This is a genomic window from Cocleimonas flava (genome assembly GCF_004339015.1).
Lineage (GTDB): Bacteria > Pseudomonadota > Gammaproteobacteria > Thiotrichales > Thiotrichaceae > Cocleimonas > Cocleimonas flava.
On the sequence record NZ_SMFQ01000002.1, the window covers coordinates 371,347 to 390,269 of the forward strand.

The 18,923-nt window shown below is 41.2% G+C and carries 19 protein-coding genes; 8 read left to right on the forward strand and 11 right to left on the reverse strand.

Features of this window, described 5'->3' with window-relative positions:
* Window positions 1-67: 67 nt before the first annotated feature.
* Complete coding sequence (gene tyrS / locus EV695_RS01755; RefSeq protein WP_131904194.1) at window positions 68-1,375, reverse strand: tyrosine--tRNA ligase; 1,308 nt, start codon at window positions 1,373-1,375, stop codon at window positions 68-70.
* A 250-nt stretch (window positions 1,376-1,625) separates the two neighbouring features.
* On the opposite strand from tyrS, the gene EV695_RS01760 reads away from it, so the two are divergent.
* Entirely contained in the window at window positions 1,626-2,108 is a 483-nt protein-coding gene (locus tag EV695_RS01760) for a DUF2057 family protein (RefSeq protein ID WP_131904195.1), read from the forward strand.
* Window positions 2,109-2,151: 43 nt separating this feature from the next.
* On the forward strand, window positions 2,152-2,469 hold the full coding sequence (locus EV695_RS01765; RefSeq protein WP_131904196.1) for a YciI family protein: 318 nt from the start codon (window positions 2,152-2,154) through the stop codon (window positions 2,467-2,469).
* 79 nt (window positions 2,470-2,548) lie between these two features.
* On the opposite strand, the gene EV695_RS01770 is transcribed toward EV695_RS01765, so the two are convergent.
* Complete coding sequence (locus EV695_RS01770) at window positions 2,549-6,406, reverse strand: DUF3683 domain-containing protein (protein ID WP_131904197.1); 3,858 nt, start codon at window positions 6,404-6,406, stop codon at window positions 2,549-2,551.
* 117 nt (window positions 6,407-6,523) lie between these two features.
* Between EV695_RS01770 and EV695_RS01775 the strand changes: the two genes are divergently transcribed.
* A complete protein-coding gene (locus EV695_RS01775) occupies window positions 6,524-7,258 on the forward strand; it encodes a glycerophosphodiester phosphodiesterase family protein (protein ID WP_131904198.1) in 735 nt (244 codons plus the stop codon).
* An 83-nt stretch (window positions 7,259-7,341) separates the two neighbouring features.
* Here EV695_RS01775 and mreD read toward each other — a convergent pair whose 3' ends face one another.
* The 3 genes from mreD to EV695_RS01790 form a co-directional block, all read right to left on the reverse strand.
* Window positions 7,342-7,830 (reverse strand): rod shape-determining protein MreD, encoded by a 489-nt coding sequence (gene mreD / locus EV695_RS01780; protein ID WP_131904199.1) that lies wholly within the window; start codon window positions 7,828-7,830, stop codon window positions 7,342-7,344.
* Between the two features lie 4 nt (window positions 7,831-7,834).
* On the reverse strand, window positions 7,835-8,686 hold the full coding sequence (gene mreC, locus EV695_RS01785) for a rod shape-determining protein MreC (RefSeq protein WP_131904200.1): 852 nt from the start codon (window positions 8,684-8,686) through the stop codon (window positions 7,835-7,837).
* Between the two features lie 82 nt (window positions 8,687-8,768).
* Window positions 8,769-9,815 (reverse strand): rod shape-determining protein, encoded by a 1,047-nt coding sequence (locus EV695_RS01790; RefSeq protein ID WP_131904201.1) that lies wholly within the window; start codon window positions 9,813-9,815, stop codon window positions 8,769-8,771.
* A 219-nt stretch (window positions 9,816-10,034) separates the two neighbouring features.
* Between EV695_RS01790 and EV695_RS01795 the strand changes: the two genes are divergently transcribed.
* From EV695_RS01795 to EV695_RS01810, 4 genes are all read left to right on the forward strand, one after another.
* Window positions 10,035-10,613, forward strand: a complete 579-nt coding sequence (locus tag EV695_RS01795) for an NAD(P)H-dependent oxidoreductase (protein WP_131904202.1) — start codon at window positions 10,035-10,037, stop codon at window positions 10,611-10,613.
* Window positions 10,614-10,645: 32 nt separating this feature from the next.
* Window positions 10,646-11,485: an alpha/beta fold hydrolase gene (locus EV695_RS01800; protein WP_131904203.1), complete on the forward strand. Its 840-nt coding sequence runs from the start codon at window positions 10,646-10,648 to the stop codon at window positions 11,483-11,485.
* A 122-nt stretch (window positions 11,486-11,607) separates the two neighbouring features.
* The gene (locus EV695_RS20240) at window positions 11,608-12,189 is read left to right on the forward strand and encodes a hypothetical protein (protein WP_207906920.1); all 582 of its coding nucleotides are present in this window, start codon (window positions 11,608-11,610) and stop codon (window positions 12,187-12,189) included.
* A gap of 146 nt (window positions 12,190-12,335) precedes the next feature.
* A complete protein-coding gene (locus EV695_RS01810) occupies window positions 12,336-12,737 on the forward strand; it encodes an acyl-CoA thioesterase (RefSeq protein ID WP_131904204.1) in 402 nt (133 codons plus the stop codon).
* On the opposite strand, the gene EV695_RS01815 is transcribed toward EV695_RS01810, so the two are convergent.
* The 6 genes from EV695_RS01815 to EV695_RS01840 all read right to left on the reverse strand — a co-directional run bounded on the left by EV695_RS01815 (window position 12,734) and on the right by EV695_RS01840 (window position 17,329).
* Window positions 12,734-13,948, reverse strand: a complete 1,215-nt coding sequence (locus tag EV695_RS01815) for a glycerate kinase type-2 family protein (RefSeq protein ID WP_131904205.1) — start codon at window positions 13,946-13,948, stop codon at window positions 12,734-12,736. The two genes, EV695_RS01810 and EV695_RS01815, sit on opposite strands and share 4 nt — an antisense overlap.
* Before the next feature lie 59 nt (window positions 13,949-14,007).
* Window positions 14,008-15,201 (reverse strand): O-succinylhomoserine sulfhydrylase, encoded by a 1,194-nt coding sequence (locus EV695_RS01820; protein ID WP_131904206.1) that lies wholly within the window; start codon window positions 15,199-15,201, stop codon window positions 14,008-14,010.
* A gap of 182 nt (window positions 15,202-15,383) precedes the next feature.
* Entirely contained in the window at window positions 15,384-15,755 is a 372-nt protein-coding gene (locus EV695_RS01825) for a His/Gly/Thr/Pro-type tRNA ligase C-terminal domain-containing protein (RefSeq protein ID WP_131904207.1), read from the reverse strand.
* Window positions 15,756-15,770: 15 nt separating this feature from the next.
* Complete coding sequence (locus tag EV695_RS01830) at window positions 15,771-16,160, reverse strand: RNA-binding S4 domain-containing protein (protein ID WP_131904208.1); 390 nt, start codon at window positions 16,158-16,160, stop codon at window positions 15,771-15,773.
* Entirely contained in the window at window positions 16,145-16,612 is a 468-nt protein-coding gene (locus EV695_RS01835; RefSeq protein WP_131904209.1) for a YcgN family cysteine cluster protein, read from the reverse strand. The genes EV695_RS01830 and EV695_RS01835 overlap by 16 nt, the downstream gene beginning before the upstream one ends.
* 45 nt (window positions 16,613-16,657) lie before the next feature.
* A complete protein-coding gene (locus EV695_RS01840; protein ID WP_131904210.1) occupies window positions 16,658-17,329 on the reverse strand; it encodes a hypothetical protein in 672 nt (223 codons plus the stop codon).
* Window positions 17,330-17,469: 140 nt separating this feature from the next.
* Here EV695_RS01840 and EV695_RS01845 point away from each other — a divergent pair, with 140 nt between their 5' ends.
* Window positions 17,470-18,780, forward strand: a complete 1,311-nt coding sequence (locus EV695_RS01845; RefSeq protein WP_131904211.1) for a citrate synthase — start codon at window positions 17,470-17,472, stop codon at window positions 18,778-18,780.
* The last annotated feature ends 143 nt before the right edge of the window (window positions 18,781-18,923 follow it).

The following is an 18,923-nucleotide window of genomic DNA, read 5'->3' on the forward strand; positions in this document are numbered from 1 at the left end:
TTTTAGAGGATTTTTGTACCGATTCATTCCAGTAAACTACGCTATACCCTTTTCAAGAAGACCCGCCTTACTCTGCACACAACACAAAGTAATTCTTTTTGCCACGCTGCAATAACACGAACTTGTCATTAATCAGATCAGCATTGGTGATTTGATAGCCATCTTCCACCTTCTCTTTATTAACAGAGATAGAATTTTCTTTAAGTGCTCGACGCGCTTCGCCATTTGACTTTAAGAAACCTGTATCCGTGGCTAATGCAGCAACAATATCCAAACCATCCACGATCGCAGAAGCTGGCACTGTGGCTTTAGGCACGCCATCAAACACATCAAGGAAGGTTTGCTCATCAAGCTTTTTCAAATCTTCACTGGTCGACTTCCCAAACAAGATACCACTCGCCTGAATTGCTTTTTCCAGCTCTTCTTCGGAATGCACCATTGCTGTAATTTCATTCGCCAGACGCTTTTGCAGCAAACGCAAATGCGGTGCTTCATTATGCTCTGCAATAAGGGCTTCAATCTCATCTTTACCCAAAAAAGTAAAAATACGAATAAAGTTTTCACTATCGACATCTGTTGAATTCAACCAGTACTGGTAGAACTTATAAGGAGAGGTATATTTAGCAGATAACCAGACATTACCACCTTCACTCTTACCAAACTTGGAACCATCGGCTTTCGTAATTAATGGCGTGGTAATAGCGTATGCTTTGCCTCGTCCCATTCTGCGAACAAGCTCAGTACCCGTAGTAATATTACCCCACTGGTCGCTGCCACCCATTTGCAATGTGCAGTTTTTTTCTTGAAATAGATGAAAGAAATCATAACCTTGCACAAGCTGGTAAGTGAATTCGGTAAAACTCATTCCTTCAGTACCACCGGCATCTTCGGTTTCTGGCTTGATACGGTTTTTTACTGAATCCTTAGCCATCATATAATTGACGGTTATGTGTTTTCCCACATCACGAATGAAGTCTAAAAACGAAAACTCTTTCATCCAGTCGTAGTTATTGACTAATTCTGCACCATTTTCGGTATCCGAATTAAAATCAAGAAAATGCGCAAGCTGCTTTTTAATTGATTCTTGATTATGACGCAGCGTTTTTTCATCCAGCAAATTGCGTTCTGCAGATTTCCCCGAAGGGTCACCTATCATACCTGTAGCGCCTCCCACCAATGCAATAGGCTTGTGCCCACAACGCTGGAAATGCGCAAGCAGCATGATCGGAACCAAATTTCCTATATGTAAAGAATCTGCTGTAGGATCAAAGCCAACGTAGGCACTGCGAACCGCTTCCATCAAATGTTCTTCAGCTCCTGGCATCACATCATGAATCATGTTGCGCCAGCGTAATTCTTCAATAAAATTTTTCATATTAGATTCTTAATTTTTAGTCTGATATCTCGAGGTGCGTATTATAGGCGAGATTCGAGATAAGAAAAGACACCCCCCTACTTTTATAGCTTTTTCCAGCATATTTAAATTTAAAAGCATCAGCTTCCGCAGATTGAAGTATTCATACATACTTATCATAGATAGTAATTTATTGAATTTAATAGATATGACTTATTGATTAATTTAGAATCCTTGCTTCTATTTATTAAGGTTTGAAGATCAAAGAAGCATGATAAGAAAATATACAAAACTATTGAGTGTAATAGCAATCATTACTATCTTTCTGACTAACATATCAGGCTGCTCTTCTCCATTGAAAGAAAAAAGAAACTTCGGAGAAGGAGAAGTCACTCTTATAGCTCCTGCTGAGTTAATGATTAGAATAATCGATAATAAAAAGATCAAAATGGCTGACTTCAGAGACGGGACTTACACGATCAGGCTCCCTAAAGGACAACATTCGATTGTTTTTGAATACATTGATAACTGGAATAGAAAAACAGATATGGCAAACATCATGCGATCCCCTCCAGTTGTGCTAACTTATAATTATAATTCCTCTCACTCTTATATACTTAATTATAAGAGACCCGAGAGCGCCGAAGAAGCAAGAAAATTAGCTAAACGCCCCAAGTTCTGGCTCGAACAAAAAGGAAAAATTCTCAAAGAAGGCGTTGTAAATAAATCAATCTTTCTGCGCAATCAATATTGAGAATATTTTTAACCGATATCAATAACAAACTACAGGAATTCAAATGGCTAAATTTATGTTGGTGTATTTAGGTGGCAACCAACCTTCTAATCCAGAAGAAGGAAAAAAACATTTCGAGGAATACCGTAACTGGCTAGTTGGCTTAGGCGATGCGATCGTTAGCGCTGCGAACCCTTTAAAAGACACGCACGTGATTCACCCTGACGGACAAACTGAAGCTGGAAGCACAACAGCAATGTCAGGTTTCACTGTGATTGAAGCAGAATCAATCGAAGAAGCAGTGAAAATTTCTCAGACTTGCCCGTTTCAGAAAATTGGTGGAACGCTTGAGGTTTCTGAGTTAGTACAAATGAATGGCTAGAAATACGCCTACAAGGTGGGGGATGTCATATTAAATGACACCCCCCACCTTTTAGGCCTTTTTTCTATATTTTTAGATATTAAAGAAGAACTTTTTCAATCCCGCCTTTAGTTACTCTCTCGACAAACTGATTCTGCCACGTTTCACCGTGCATATGCTTCATCATTTCAACGACAATATAGTCCGTATCCATTCCCGTATCATCTGCATAGCGTGATAAACCTTGTTGACATGCTGGGCAGTTGGTAAGAATTTTCACATTGCCGTTTTTAGCCGTATCTTCACCCGTTTGTTTGACGATACCTTCACGCAGACTTTCTTCTTTTCTAAAACGTAACTGACTTGCGATATCAGGACGACTTACCGCAAAGGTTCCTGCTTCACCACAACAACGATCAGACAATGCGACTTCTTGCCCCATAAGTTCAGAGGTTAGCTTGGTTGGATCGTAATTCTTAATCGGCGTATGACATGGATCATGATAAACATACTTGATACCATCAACGGCTTCTAACTTAACGTCTTTTTCCAGCAGATACTCATGGATATCTAGCAAGCGGCAACCTGGGAAAATTCGCTCAAATTCATATTTGAGCAACTGATCCATGCAGGTACCACAAGAAACGATGACTGTATTGATTTCCAGATAAGTTAGCGCCTGCGCAATACGATGAAATAACACGCGATTCTCTGTAGATATCTGAGTACCTTTATCGATATCGCCACTTGAGGTTTGCGGATAACCACAACACAAATACCCTGGAGGCAGCACAGTGGTTGCACCCGTATCATAGAGCATCGCTATTGTAGCCATACCAATCTGCGAGAACAGACGCTCCGACCCACAACCAGGGAAATAGAATACAGAATCCCCACGCTCAGCTTTACTCAAAGCGGGGTTACGGATGATTGGTACCGTTTTATCATCCTCTAAGCCCAACACTGCTCGAGTGGTTCGCATCGGCACATGCGCTGGCATCGGTTTTTTAACGAACTGAATAACATGCTCTGTTAAACCTGCATTACCAGTGGTCCCAGAAGGCCTTTGATTAGACTTTAACAGACCCAAACGCTTGAAAATCGTATGTCCGAAGCGTTGAGATTTATACCCAAGCTGAACTAAACCGGCACGCATTAACTTAATGGTCGTTGGATCTTTGACGTTAAGGAATGCCATTGACGCCCAAGTCACAATATTGGTTTTCTTTTGCTTACGTTCGCGCAAGATATGGCGCATACGAACAGTAACATCACCGAAATCGATATTAACCGGACACGGACTCAAACATTTGTGACAAATCGTACAATGGTCAGCCACATCGTTCATTTCCTCAAAGTGGCGCATTGAAATACCACGGCGAGTTTGCTCTTCATACAAAAACGCTTCGAGCATCAAACCTGTAGCCAGAATTTTATTTCGCGGCGAATAAAGCAAATTCGCTCGTGGCACATGAGTCGTACACACTGGCTTACATTTACCGCAACGCAAACAATCCTTGATATCATCATTCAACGCGCCAAGTTCGTTATGCTCAAGCAATAACGCTTCTCTTTCTACCAAACGCAATGAAGGCGTATAAGCATCCTGCAAACCCGAACCCGGCATTAATTTACCACGGTTAAAATGACCATTAGGATCTACTTCATTTTTATAAGTAGCAAACTCATTGATGACCGCATCTGGCAGATAATGCATTTTTGTCAGACCGATACCGTGCTCACCAGAAATAACACCGTCCAGAGACAGCGCTAATTCCATTACCTGATCAACGATATGATCTGCTTCTTGCATCATTTCGTAATCATTTGAGTTTACTGGAATGTTACTGTGCACATTACCGTCACCAGCATGCATGTGAAGCGCAACGAATAATCGCTTGGAAAGCACTTGTTCGTGTACTTTATGCACCTCATCACGCAATGGTTTTAAATCCTGACCGACGAAAATATCTTCTAGTGGTCTTTTGATTTCTCGCTTATAAGAAATACGCAGATCACGCCTTAAAAGCAGATTAATGATCTTATCATCGTCCTTACATTTCTCCTGCGCTTGAACAGAGAGCAACTCAGGGTGCGCCTTAGCACTTTCTTCAGACTTATCTAAAATTGCCTGCCAGCGCTTGCGGACACTCGACAAATGATTGATCGCCAGATCTTTCTTGGCCTGCAAGATCGCCAGATTATCTTCGCTATCGGTTGCCTGGCTTAATTTTTTATCCAGCTCTGGATTTTCGCCAGTAAAAACATCTAATGCAGTATCAATCAACTCAAGCTTATTTGAAATTGATTGATGCACATTGATGCGCTCGATACCTTCGCTGTATTTATCAAGATTATGGAGCGGTATTACCACGTCTTCGTTGATCTTAAAGGCATTCGTATGCGCAGCAATCGCTGCCGTTCGAGAACGATCTGCCCAGAACTTTTTACGTGCTTCAGGACTTATTGCAACAAAACCTTCAGCATTTCGCGCATTAGCTAGTTCTACAACTCGTGAAGCGGCTTTTGCCACTTGCTGTTCATCATCACCAACGATATCGGCAATCAAAACCATTTTAGGAAATGAACCACGCGCTGCTTTTGGCGTATATTTAACAGCTTTTACATAGCGTTCATCAAGATGCTCCAAACCAGCCAATAATACGTGCTCGTTGCCATCCAGATAATCTTTTACTTCTACAATGGCGGGAACAGCTTCTTGTAAATCAGTGCCATAAAATTCCATACACACGGTTCGTGTGTGATCAGGCATACGATGCAAGATAAATTCAGCGGAGGTAATTAAACCATCACAGCCTTCTTTTTGAATTCCTGGTAATCCACCCAGAAATTTATTGGTAACATCCTTACCCAAACCCACTTTACGGAAGAACTGACCAGGCAAGGTAAGAATTTCAACATCGCCTTTTTGCGTTTTTGCATCTTGCTCGAATCGGGTAATTTGAAAACTAACTTCTTGCTGATCGTGAATTTTACCCAGATTATGATTGAGTCGAACGACTTCAAGCCATTCCGCATCCGGTGTTACCATTCTCCAGGATAATAAGTTATCCAGCGCAGTTCCCCACATGACAGCTTTTTTACCGCCCGCATTCATGGAAACATTGCCACCAATCGTAGATGCATCTTGTGACGTTGGATCTACTGCAAACACCAAACCAGTACTTGCCGCCAAGTCGGACACACGACGTGTAACAACACCCGCATCCGCTCTGACAACCGCTACTTCCTGATCAACACCCGGTAAATCCGTGCGTTTTCTCACTTCACTTAAAGTTTCAAGCTTTTCTGTGTTGATCACAGCACTCATTGCATCCAGAGGAATTGCACCGCCGGTATACCCTGTTCCACCACCTCTTGGGATTACGGTGAGACCAAGCTTAATGCTTGTTTGAACCAGTTGAGCAATTTCTTCTTCAGTATCTGGCGTCAAAACCACAAAGGGGTATTCAACACGCCAGTCAGTCGCATCAGTTACATGAGAGACACGCGCCAACCCATCAAACTGGATATTGTCTTTGCGAGTAATCGCACGGAATTTACGTTTTGCTCGCTTACGCAGCGCAAAATAATCAGCAAACCAGATTGCAAATTCATCCACTGCTTTATCAGCAATATCAATTAGCTCTAAAGTAAGTTCATTACCTTCCGCTCTGTCTCTAATTCGCTTTAAACGTGAACGCTTGGTCTCAATTAAAGAAAAACGACGCTTCTCATTTTCTAGTAAATCATCCTGGATATAGGGGTTACGCTTTACTATCCACATATCCCCCAGCACTTCCAGCAACATGTGCGCAGAAAGCCCTGTCGTTCTTCTTTCACGAAGTGTTTCCAGAATTTCCCAGGCACGCTTACCGAGTAAGCGTAAAATAATCTCTTTATCTGAGAAAGACGTATAATTGTAGGGGATTTCCCTATATGGCTTTTTAGTATTCATGTGGGTGCGAATTCTAACGCGTATAACTATGAGTGTGAACAAACCCTAAAAAAATACCGTAAAAAATATCAATATTGACTATAACTAGAGCATTAACCTTAGGTCTCGAAGAAAACCATGAATCACATTTTAGATAAAAACAAGCTTATTGCGCATCGCGGCGATAACACTAACCACCCAGAAAACAGCTACGCAGCGATAGAATCAGCGTTATTAGCTGGCGCGCAATTCATTGAGTTCGATATACAAATGAACGCTGACAAGACCATCATTGTTTTTCATGATGAAGACTTCAAAAGAATGTCGGACAAAGATATATCCGTTTTTGATGTTACTAACGAGACATTGAAAAGTCTGAGCATCCACGAACCCAATCAATTCTCAGATAAACACTACCCGACCTACACATCGTCTCTGGATGAAATTTTAGCTTTGCTGAAAAGCTACCCCAACGTGACTTATTTAATAGAAGTAAAACTCAAAAGCCTAAAACACTGGGGATTAAAAACCGTTATGAAAAAACTTTTAACTCAACTAAAACCTTATAGTCATAATATTACGGTGATTAGTTACAGCGTGGCCGCGCTTGAATACATCAGACAATTTAGCGATATAAAAATTGGCCTCGTTTTTAATAATTACATTGCCAAACACAAAGACATCGCAAATAAACTAAAGCCCGATTACATGCTTTGCCCTTATGAATCATTTCCTGAATCCGGATATTGGCAAGGAACATGGGAATGGATGGTGTATTCCATCAATGACATTGAAACTGCGAAGATATGGCTAGAAAAAGATGGCATAGACTACATCGAAACCGATGACATCACTCTTTTACTCAATAAATAATGACTCTGTAGATTACAATCAAGAAGACAGAAACAGCATTAACATGAAAGTCACCCCCCTACTTTGGGGCGTTTATTTCTCAATTAAAATGACTTCTTTTGCGCATGATATAAACGCATATAGTAGTGATACAAAGGCCAGATCAATAGACTACTGAATACGGTATACCAGTAACCCCAACCTTCTGGCGTATTTCCTGTAATCCCCAGAATCCAGAGATTGATCAGCAAATAAGTACCCAACACCAAAAACAATAGGAAGAGTTGCTGAAAAAAACTATCCATCAAAAGACGCGAACGCATTCTCAACGTTAAAAACAAGACAATGGTAAAGCCCAAAGCATGCTGTCCCATAATAGTGCCGTACAGAGAATCAATCAGTAAACCAACAAACCAGGCAAATACCAGACTAGATTTATTTGGCGAAACCAAGCCCCAATGAATAAAGGTCAGTGCCAACCATTCTGGTCTAAACAAAATCCATTCGTCATTAACAGGCAGAATGGTCAAAGCAAATGCAACAACGACAGACAATAAAATCGCACCCGTAAATCTTGGACTTATCTCTTCCATTAATTTATTTACTTGCCCCGTTTGTTTGCTCTGGCATGTTATTAGTAGACTCTAATTCAGAAGAATAGTCAGCACGCCAGATCATTAAAATCTCGCGGGTTTTACTAAAATCAGTGAATGGTGTGGCATGTACTTTCATGAACGAATCACCCGGGTTATAAGCAACACTATCAACTATAGCAACAGGAAAGTCTGGTGGAAACAACTGACCTAAACCAGAACTAACAAATTTATCTCCTGTCTGGATATCCATACTCGTTTCAACATGCTTTAGTTCTAAACGATTTATCTTACCCGTACCAACAGCCAACGCTCCTTGACCCGTTCTTACATTGCGCACATGAATCGCATGTTTTGCATCAGTAAGCTGCATAATGACAGCCGAATTAGGTGTAACACTCTCGGTCTGACCGTAAATATTATTTCCCGCCAAGGCTACTTGCCCAACGAAAATTCCATCATCCGTACCTTTATTGATCACCACATTTTTACTAAATGGATTTGAAGATACAGAGAGGATTTCGGTTAAGGTAAATTTTTCGCGAACAGCTGGGGTTGCACTCAATTGACTTCTTAAGCGCTGATTTTCTCGAGCGATTGAATGGTACTTTTGGTCTCTTGCTGCATAAACACCCACCAAAGCGCGCAACTCACGATTCGCTTTAGACAGTTCATCATGATCAGAGAAAAACTCTCGAGTAAAACTTGCTAAACGATAAGGCAAATCAACCGTATATTGAACGGGATAGATAAGAAACTTGGTTAATCCGGTACGAACAGGCAAAAGCCTATTTTTTCGGTAATCCAAAGTCATAAAGGCCATAGAGATCAAAGCCAAAATCACGAACTTAATCATGTAGCCTTGCTGCTTACTATCGTCTCTGTCTAGATTATAAATAACAGACTCCCTCGGAATCCCTGATTTTTATAGATATTTATTATTCAGAAGCCCAAAAATCAAAACCATCATCATCAAGCATATCCAGAATGCGTCCACCGCCTCTAGCTACACACGTTAATGGATCATCGGCAACAACTACTGGTATACCGGTTTCTTCCATAAGCAGGCGATCTAAATCGCGCAACAATGCACCACCACCGGTTAACACAATTCCTCTGTCCGCAACATCAGCACCTAATTCTGGCGGCGTTTGTTCCAAAGCTGTTTTAACTGCACTTACGATACCGAATAAAGGCTCTTGCAAGGCTTCTAAAATTTCATTACTGGTTAATGTAAAGCTTCGTGGAACACCTTCAGAAAGGTTACGACCTTTTACTTCAAGCTCCATTAATTCTTTACCCGGGTAGGCAGAACCAATTTTGCATTTGATATTTTCTGCGGTTGCTTCACCAATAAGCATGCCGTAGTTTCTACGAACATAACTGATAATGGCATCATCAAGACGGTCACCACCAATACGCACAGAAGCTGAATACACAATGCCACGTAATGACATGATCGCAACTTCTGAAGTACCACCACCTATATCCAAAACCATTGAACCGACAGCTTCATCGATTGGGATACCTGCGCCGATTGCAGCAGCCATTGGCTCTTCAACCAAATAGACTTTACGGGCACCTGCGCCCATTGCAGAATCTTTGATTGCGCGTCGTTCAACCTGAGTTGCACCACAAGGCACACAGATAACCACACGAGGACGAGGGCCAAATATTCTTCTTGGTGCTACTTTTCCAATAAAATGCTGTAACATTTTCTCGGTATAAGTGAAATCTGCAATCACTCCGTCCTTCATCGGACGGATAGCCTGAATATTTTCCGGGGTTCTACCCAGCATCTTTTTTGCTTCAACACCGACAGCTTCAATTTTTTTCGGGCCACCTGGGCCGCGCTCTTGTCGAATAGCTACGACCGAAGGTTCATCAAGGACGATACCCTTACCACGCATATAAATCAGTGTATTCGCTGTTCCTAAATCGATAGATATATCGTTAGAGAACATGCTAAAGAATGCTTTAAACATAGAAAATTTTTCCAATTCTTGAGAGTATCAAGACCCCAATATGAAGGACGTGGATCGCCCGTATTTATTTGTGTATAAGCTTATACTATTTTACTTCTAAAAAAGAGCATAAAATACAAACCGCGTAATGTATCAATCACAGCTAAATAGAGCAAGAATTTGCTCAATTAAGTACACTGATTTAGAATGCGCCACCCTATTAGACTATACCTTATTATAATGAATGTACTGATTGTTTTCACCCATCCAAATCCAGCAAGCTTTAATCACGCGTTATTGGATAAAGTTTCTGCCGGCCTAAAAGAAGCCGGACACTCAATTAAAGTAAAGGATTTGTACCAGGAAAACTTCGATCCTATTCTTAGTGCTAGTGATCTTGATCAGCTACATAAAGGAGAAATACCGTCCAAAATAGCGAAAGAACAAGAGCAGCTATTATGGGCAGATTCTTTAATATTCATATATCCCCTTTGGTGGTTTGGCCGTCCAGCCATGCTAAAAGGCTGGTTTGATCTGGTTTTAACTAATGGCTTAGCGTTTGAATACTCAAGCGATGGTGTGAAAGGTCTATTAAAGCATAAACGTGCTCTGGTACTGATTACGGCAGGTGGATCAAGAAAATATTTTGAAGATACTGACGCATTGCAATTAATACACAGACCAACCACTGATGGAACGTTATCATTCTGTGGCATCAAGGATGTTTCACACGAGATCTACTACGATATCGCCAACATCAGTAATGAAGAGCGCCTTGAAATACTCGATAACGTCGAAGAAATGGGAAGAACGTTTTAACTTTTTAGTCAAAACAAATATTACAAAAGATTATGCAAACTCCAGAAACCGAAATTCTCAATTATAAAATCTATCCAGGAGAAACTCCTCAAGCGGAAAAGCAATTCCCTTTGATTATTCTTCATGGCTTATTCGGCTCCATGGACAACTGGCGCTCTCAGGCTCAACGCCTCTCCGCTAAAAGACCTGTGATTATTCTTGATTTGCGTAACCATGGTAATTCCCCTCATATAAAAGGAATGAGTTATCGTGAGATGTATGAAGATGTCATCAAACTCGCAAAACACCTTAATATTCCCAAGTTCGATCTACTCGGGCATTCAATGGGCGGCAAAGTTGCGATGCAAATGGCATTAGCTCAGGATGAATTGGGATTAGACCTGATTAATCGACTCATTGTGGTCGACATCGCTCCACGTCCCTACCCTTTATGGCATCAAACAACCTTAAAAGCAGTCTTAGGTGCTCCTGTAGAAACGTTTAATTCTCGTCAGGAAATCGACGATCATCTTAAATTATCCATTGATGATGCAGTTGAACGTGCCTTTATGATTAAAAATCTGAGGCGTGCAAAACAGGATGTCGATGGATCGGATAACGGTTTCCGCTGGAAAAGTGATGTACAGGAGATTGCTAAAGGCTATCTGAAAATTGCAGGATTCACGACTTCTGGGCAAACATTTTCTCATGAAACACTCTTTATAGATGGTGACGATTCACGTTATATGCGCGAACAAGACCACACAATTATCAAAGCATTATTCCCAAAATCTACTATTTCTACTGTAAAAAACAGCGATCATTTACCCCATATTCAGCAAGCTGACGAATTTTTCTCACTCTGCGACACCTTCTTAACCCCTGCACAATAGGCATTTAAACAAGGTTTGAAAATTACTTGTAAAAAAAGTTGCACGACTCTAAAGAAGTATATTAGTATATACTCATATTCGAACTTAGTTGAATACTTAATTACTCACACAAGGAGATCGTCATGAAATTACAAGCTATCACATTAACAACATTATTAGCATTAGCTGGAACTGCATCAGCTGACTGGTTTGATGGATTCAATAACGGCAACGGTGCTGGAAACGGATACGGTAACGCTGCGGGTAATGGCTCGACTGCAGGAAATGCTGCTGGTAACGGCACTGCAAACGGAAATGGTTGGGGCACAGCTAAAGGCGACGCTGATGGCGAAGTAGATTTCTCTATCACTTTTAAAGGCAAAGGCCGTACAGATATGGACACAGCAGGTAACCTAAGTGGAAATGGCGAGGGTTCTGGAAACACAGCAGCAAACGGCAATGGTTACGGCAACATGGCAGGAAACGGTTACGGCAACGGCTACAACTCATCTAACACTAACGGCTATGGCAACGGTTTTAACAACTATGGTTACGCTCCTGCGGGATCATTCGCACCAGCGGGTTACAACCCTGCTATGGCAACAGCACCTGCGCAAACTCAAGACTACACACAGCTTAAAGCAATGTGGGAAGCACAAGCTAAGCAAGCTGAAGAAATGCTTAAGCGCATTGAAGCTGCACAACAAAACGCTGCTAAATCATAATCAACTGATATAAATAAAACGTTAGAAGGCTCGCATTTGCGGGCCTTTTTTTATGATTTTTTATACCTTAAATTTCTGTATATTTGAATGCGCAACAATCCAATATAAAGTAAAGTGCGTAACTCCTAGATTTAGCAGAAATAAAGATGATCACAAAAAACCCGTATCAAGACAATAGACATACCTCGCTAAGAACCTTGGCAATGCCTGCGGACTCTAATCCGAGCGGTGATATTTTTGGTGGCTGGTTAATGTCACAAATGGATATTGCTGGAGGCTTTTACGCACGCCAACTTTCAAAATCCCGTGTTGTGACCGTAGCTGTAGAAGCCATGACTTTCCATTTACCCGTATTTGTCGGCGATGAAGTAAGCTGTTATTGCGAAACCGAAAGACTCGGCAGAACTTCAATTGCAGTGCATGTCGAAACATGGGTAAGACGCGATCAATTATCAGATGACAGCATTAAAGTCACTGAAGCGGTTTACACTTATGTTGCAATCGATGAAGACCGAAAGCCTATCCCTATCAAGAAACCAGAGTCTTAAACAGGGCAGATTCCAATAACTAAATCCATCACATTCGTACCACTTGCTCCCGTTGTTATGAGTCCTTCGGTTTGTTTGAAGTACGAGTGAGAATCTGCTCTGTCGAGATAATCTGCGACATCAAGGTTCTTCGACAAGCCTAATTCTGTAGTGTGATTATCGACTATCGCTCCAGTGGCAGTGGTCAAACCGTCAGTTCCATCGGTACCTGCCGCGAGTAGGTAGCATTCATCGGGCCCCGCCATGTACTTTGCGGCCGTCAGTGCAAGGTGCTGATTTCTTCCGCCTAAACCTGGATTGCTGGGTAAATTGACCGTTGTCTCGCCGCCCCAGATTAACAACTTACCCGCTTCATTTTTTAAAGCATCTACGCAGTTAATCGCAGCCACTGAAGCATCATCTTCAAGAAATTCAGGAATTACCTGGCACGAATAACCTAGTGACTTTGCTTTTACCGCCGCTGCTTCTTTGGCAATCTCTAAAGAAGCTATTATCTTCCAATTAAAGTCACCCCCCCACATTGGGGCCTTTATTTTATTCAACTTATCTTTCCACCGCTCAGGAAGATCAGGCAATTCTTTCTCATCTACAAGAAATAGCAAACCAGAACCTATAACTTCAGGGTTATCTTCTGGCACATCAGAAATCATCAGGCAATTTACTGGCCTTCCGTTAAGGTAGCGCCAAAGTCCGCCCCCTTTAATTGCAGATAAACGACGTCGAATCGAATTAATTTGATCGATAGGATAGGCATTAGCCAGCAAGTAATCCGTCAGCTCCTGCAGTTGAGATAAATCCCAGCCTTCGTTTAAAACCTCAACTAATGCAGATGCACCACCTGATATTAAAAATAAACAAGGTTCTCCTTCTGGTAATTCACGAAGATAATCCAATAAGACTTCTCCGGCTTTAATACTATTTTCTTTTGGTACAGGGTGATCAGATTCAACGCAAATTACTTTCTCATTCTGTTCGACTTCTGCGCTGATATGTCCATGTTTAGAAATAACTAAAGCAGATTTAACCCGATCATCAGGCACTCCCTGATACATTGAATCTGCGGCTTTCCCAATAGCGATTACATGAAACTCATCAGGGTATGGATAAGGGTCATTGTCAGCTTCCAGCTCTTTACTCACCACAGCCTTACCTTCAACAGAGGATAAAGCGGCGTGAAATATAGCTAATAGATTTTCTTTGTGGTTATTCATACCAAATGACTTCCTTAAAAAGTGCCTATAAGTAGGGGGGGGTGTCTTTACGAAGAAAACTAAATCAGGCCTCTAGCCAAATCATTCTGTATATCCTGAATATCTTCAAGACCTACAGAGACTCTTATCAAACCATCTGATATTTGCGTTTCATCGCGTAATTCTTGAGACAAACGTCCATGTGTCGTCGATGCAGGATGCGTAATAGTACTTTTAGTATCGCCCAAATTAGCCGTTATCGACAATAGCTGAGTATTATTAATGACCTTCCACGCATTTTCTTTACCGCCTTTTACAACAAAAGAAACAATACCACCAAAACCAGATTGTTGTTTCTTTGCTAGCTCATGCTGAGGATGATCTTTCAGCCCCGGATAATAAACATGCTCTACGGCATCTTGCTCGTTTAACCACTCAGCCAGCTTTATCGCATTTTCACAATGTGCTTTCATCCGAAGGTTGAGCGTTTCCAAACCTTTGGTAAATACCCAGGCATTGAATGGACTCATCGCCACTCCGCCAGTGCGTAAAACACCCGCAATGTCTTCACCAACGATTTTACTATTCCCGACAACCGCACCACCTAAACATCGCCCTTGGCCATCGAGGTATTTAGTCGCCGAATGAATAACAATATCAGCCCCCATTTTTAATGGTTTTTGCAGCGCTGGCGTGCAAAAACAGTTATCAATGACCAATAAACAATTATTACTGTGGGCGATATTCGCCAGCTCAGGAATATCAACTAACTCAGTAATTGGATTGGAAGGCGTTTCAGCAAAAAGAATACGTGTATTAGGCTTTATCGCTTGTTTCCATGCATTTAAATCAGACAGTTCGACAAAGTCAAAACCGATACCAAATTTTTCCATGTATTTGGTGAATAAAACCGTGCTGGTACCAAATATAGAACGTGAGCTAACCACATGATCACCTGCTTTAAGCACACCAAGCATAGTCGCTAAAATTGCCGCCATACCCGAAGCGGTAGCCACACAAGCCTCGCCCTCTTCTAGCGCTGCTAATCGATCCTGAAAACATTTGATGGTTGGGTTTGAAACGCGAGAATAGAAAAAGCCATCTTCATCACCACCAAAACGCGCTGCGGCTTCTTCTGCACTTTTAAATACAAAACTTGATGTGGTAAAAATCGCCTCAGTGTTTTCCTGATAATCGCTGCGGTGATGACCTGCTCTAATCGCTAAAGTATCAAATTCAAATTCATTATTTTGTTTATCTATTTTCTTGTCCATCTGCTCATCTAATCCATTTATTATTTATCAGCTTTAGCAAAATTCGAATTTACAACAGGCACAAAAAAACCTGCGTAGAAATCACTAAAGCAGGTTCTTAATATTCATTGACCGCGCTTTAGCAAAATTTATTATGCGCCTGCAAGCTGATAATCAAATCGGCGCTTTTAAATACTATAAACCTAATTATTATGAGCGTCAAACACCCTTTTTTTTAGAAATTCAACTACAGAAGTTTGCGGTATTTTCTCAAACTCATCAGTTTTCAAATCTTTATATTCGTAAACTTTAGCAGAAATACTTCGACTGGAAATAACCACGCGATGATGTATTTTCAAAAATGCTATTACCTCAAACTTATTCTGCGGTTTTTGCTTTCGATCATCGACAAGAACAGTGAGACCTTCATTGATCAAATCCTGATAAAGCTGATCTGTCGCCAACTTTACATTCAGAAAGGTTTCTGATTGCATCGGCACAAGCGCTATTTGAAACCCGCCACCATGTTCTACTTTCTCTCGCAATTCATCGATATTGGATTGGCTAAGGTACACTTTAGAAAGTCTTGATTACTGGCTGCGCCACTTATCCATTTGACGGCGTTCTTTTTTATTTGGTTTCTTATCAGGCCTGGTCACACTGGCATTATTCAAACGACGTATTTCTCGTTCACTTTCTCTGGCTTTGATGCTTGCTTCACCTTCTTCATAAAGCAGTTGCGCTTCTTTCGCAGGACGGCGTTTATCATTCAGCCCTAAAACAGTCACCTGATACTTTTCATTGTTACGGGTAATCTCTAAGGTATCGTTGATTTGTACATTACGAGATGGCTTAACCCGCGCACCATTCAGGTGTACTTTTCCGCCACTAATGGCTTCTACTGCATCTTTGCGTGTTTTAAAAAAACGCGATGCCCACAGCCATTTATCCAGTCTTACAGAAGTTAATTCAGCGGCCATTCGACTATATGCTCCTCTAATTCATCCTCATCCACATCCTTTTCAAAAACAACTCGACCAATGGCAGAGTTGCCCGTTTCATGAATGGTGTTTTTATCGCCAGAAATCAAGTGGTGCCAATCTTCCAGACCACGACCTTCCAATATTCGTCGATAGGCACAGCTCGGGGGCAACCATTCAATATCATCAAGATTGTCCTGAGTAAGCTTGATACAGGTCGGCACCAGTACTTCACGGTTCCAGTAATCTGTACAGTGACCATCATTTTTATCGAACAGGTCGCACACAACATCAGTGTAATAAACCGATTCCGCTTCATCATTCTCGTCATCTTCATCTTGAAGTTTTAACAGACAGCACTTACCACAATGATCGCAGAGGCTTTCCCACTCATCGCGATTCATTTCTGTTAACGTCTTTTCTTCCCAGAATGGATTCTGTTGTTTAGTCATTTAATGCTGCTCAGAGAATTTATTTTGATTAATGGTACTCGCAACTTAGTAACGCTGTACTTGCGCTTCCATAGGCAGTGATTTCTTTAACCTATCAAAGTCTTTATTGGCGACATAATAGAAGATTTCTTTACCATCAGTATCCCACAACAACACCATACCGCGATTTGGATATAACCAGTATTGCGCCGTCTCACTTACCTGAATCTTTTCATCGGGCTCACCAAAAAACTTCATTTGAGCTGGCTCGTAGTCGGTGATGGGTAAGTAGATTAATCGCCAAACACGCAGATCATTAGCCAGTTTAGTATTTTCTACGCTTAAACCATATTTCCAGTGATTACTTGGCGTAGAGTCTTTGTCTATTTGCTCTTTCAGCATCTTCTTCAACAAAACTTCATCGGCGTCCAATTCAACCACTAAACGTGCTTCTAATACCCCAAATTTCTTCTTTCCAAAATAAGCTTCGAGCGTTAAGTCGCCATCTGGGCCTTCAAACAGCGCTGGCTCTGCTAAAAGTTTAAGCTTAAACATTAATTCTTTGAATGTTGTATCACCAATATCGACACCCAGAATGTGCGTTGTGCCATCTGCTTTGGTGCTTACTTGCCACGGCAATGCCGCCTTATACTTGACTTCAACCCCGCTAAACATGAGTTTCAGAGCACCAAAACCCAAAAGCGCAAAAAACAAGCTTCCTATTATTAACCGTTTCATATCCACATCATTTAACATCCTAATCGTTAATGATAACGTATATATCTTATGATGAGACCACCTACATCAATATTTTCAGCTATAATTCATCCGAAAAAATAATCATTCTATTAACTCAATTAAGGCCAATTTGTAAACACATGGACAAAAAAGAAACAGTTACCGTTACAGATAATTCAACTGGCAAGACAATCGAATTACCGATTCTTAGACCTAGTAATGGCACCCCGACTATTGATGTTAGAGGCCTTTACAGTAATCTAGGCTATTTCACTTATGACCCTGGTTTCCTATCTACTGCCAGCTGTCGTAGCTCTATCACTTTCCTCGATGGAGAGAAAGGCATCCTGCAATACGGCGGATACCCTATTGAAGAGCTTGCTGATAAGAGTACGTTCTTGGAAACATGTTATCTATTAATGCATGGTGAGCTTCCAAACACTGAAGAGTTAATGGAATTTACCCACGTAATTACTTACCACACGATGTTGAACGAGGCTGTAAAACGCTTCTACAGTGGCTTTAGACGCCGTTCTCATCCTATGGCGATCATGGTAGGCGTGGTTGGTGCTTTATCTTCTTTCTATCATGAAGGAATAGATATCCGTAATGCAAAAAGTCGTATGATTGCGGCACACCAGCTTATTGCGAAAATGCCAACAATTGCAGCCTGGAGTTATCGTTACGCGAGTGGTTTACCATTCACCTACCCTCAAAATCATTTAGGCTATGCAGAAAACTTCTTATACATGATGTTTAGTATGCCGACTGAGGAGTATACCCCAGACCCATATTTCGCTAAAGCGCTTGATTTAATTATGATTCTGCATGCAGATCACGAGCAAAACGCATCGACATCTACCGTAAGACTTACAGGTAGTTCTGAAGCGAATCCATTCGCAGCAGTTTGTGCCGGTATTGCTTCACTTTGGGGGCCTGCTCATGGTGGTGCAAACGAAGCTGTAATTAAAATGCTACTTGATATTGTCGAATCTGATAACGATGTTGCATATTATATTGACCGTGCGAAAGATAAGGATGATCAATTCCGTTTAATGGGATTTGGCCATCGTGTGTACAAAAACCATGATCCTCGTGCAACTATTATCCGTGAAACGTGCCATGAACTAATCGAACACCTTGGCGAAGGCAATGAATACGAAGAGCTCTTCGAAACAGCCATGGAACTTGAGCGTATAGCTCTTGAGGATGACTACTTTGTATCTCGAAATCTATATCCCAATGTAGACTTCTATTCGGGTATTATATTGCTCGCAATGGGTATTCCTTTAAACATGTTCACTGTTATCTTTGCTATGTCGCGTACAGTTGGCTGGATATCACACTGGAATGAAATGATTCAAGACCCTGAGTCTAGAATTGGACGCCCAAGACAGCTTTATGATGGTGCATTGCCGCGTGAATACATTGACGTGGAAAAACGTACTTAATATCAAACAAATGTAGATACTGATCTAATTGGTCCTGTATTTTTAGTAAATCATTTACACCGTATTTACACCATAAAAGCTGTTTAGACACTTATATTTAGCGAGACCTTCAACGAAAAAGGTCTCGCTATTGATTTATCATC

What these genes read in the sequence shown, in the direction of transcription:
- EV695_RS01760 (WP_131904195.1), top strand. Translation starts at nt 1,626, where the DNA reads ATGATAAGAAAATATACAAAACTATTGAGTGTAATAGCAATCATTACT.
- EV695_RS01795 (WP_131904202.1), top strand. Translation starts at nt 10,035, where the DNA reads ATGAATGTACTGATTGTTTTCACCCATCCAAATCCAGCAAGCTTTAAT.
- EV695_RS20240 (WP_207906920.1), top strand. Translation starts at nt 11,608, where the DNA reads ATGAAATTACAAGCTATCACATTAACAACATTATTAGCATTAGCTGGA.
- mreC (WP_131904200.1), bottom strand. Translation starts at nt 8,686, where the DNA reads ATGATTAAGTTCGTGATTTTGGCTTTGATCTCTATGGCCTTTATGACT.
- EV695_RS01815 (WP_131904205.1), bottom strand. Translation starts at nt 13,948, where the DNA reads ATGAATAACCACAAAGAAAATCTATTAGCTATATTTCACGCCGCTTTA.
- EV695_RS01835 (WP_131904209.1), bottom strand. Translation starts at nt 16,612, where the DNA reads ATGACTAAACAACAGAATCCATTCTGGGAAGAAAAGACGTTAACAGAA.
- EV695_RS01820 (WP_131904206.1), bottom strand. Translation starts at nt 15,201, where the DNA reads ATGGACAAGAAAATAGATAAACAAAATAATGAATTTGAATTTGATACT.
- EV695_RS01830 (WP_131904208.1), bottom strand. Translation starts at nt 16,160, where the DNA reads ATGGCCGCTGAATTAACTTCTGTAAGACTGGATAAATGGCTGTGGGCA.
- EV695_RS01845 (WP_131904211.1), top strand. Translation starts at nt 17,470, where the DNA reads ATGGACAAAAAAGAAACAGTTACCGTTACAGATAATTCAACTGGCAAG.
- EV695_RS01765 (WP_131904196.1), top strand. Translation starts at nt 2,152, where the DNA reads ATGGCTAAATTTATGTTGGTGTATTTAGGTGGCAACCAACCTTCTAAT.
- EV695_RS01790 (WP_131904201.1), bottom strand. Translation starts at nt 9,815, where the DNA reads ATGTTTAAAGCATTCTTTAGCATGTTCTCTAACGATATATCTATCGAT.
- EV695_RS01775 (WP_131904198.1), top strand. Translation starts at nt 6,524, where the DNA reads ATGAATCACATTTTAGATAAAAACAAGCTTATTGCGCATCGCGGCGAT.
- EV695_RS01840 (WP_131904210.1), bottom strand. Translation starts at nt 17,329, where the DNA reads ATGAAACGGTTAATAATAGGAAGCTTGTTTTTTGCGCTTTTGGGTTTT.
- EV695_RS01810 (WP_131904204.1), top strand. Translation starts at nt 12,336, where the DNA reads ATGATCACAAAAAACCCGTATCAAGACAATAGACATACCTCGCTAAGA.
- mreD (WP_131904199.1), bottom strand. Translation starts at nt 7,830, where the DNA reads ATGGAAGAGATAAGTCCAAGATTTACGGGTGCGATTTTATTGTCTGTC.
- EV695_RS01800 (WP_131904203.1), top strand. Translation starts at nt 10,646, where the DNA reads ATGCAAACTCCAGAAACCGAAATTCTCAATTATAAAATCTATCCAGGA.
- EV695_RS01770 (WP_131904197.1), bottom strand. Translation starts at nt 6,406, where the DNA reads ATGAATACTAAAAAGCCATATAGGGAAATCCCCTACAATTATACGTCT.
- tyrS (WP_131904194.1), bottom strand. Translation starts at nt 1,375, where the DNA reads ATGAAAAATTTTATTGAAGAATTACGCTGGCGCAACATGATTCATGAT.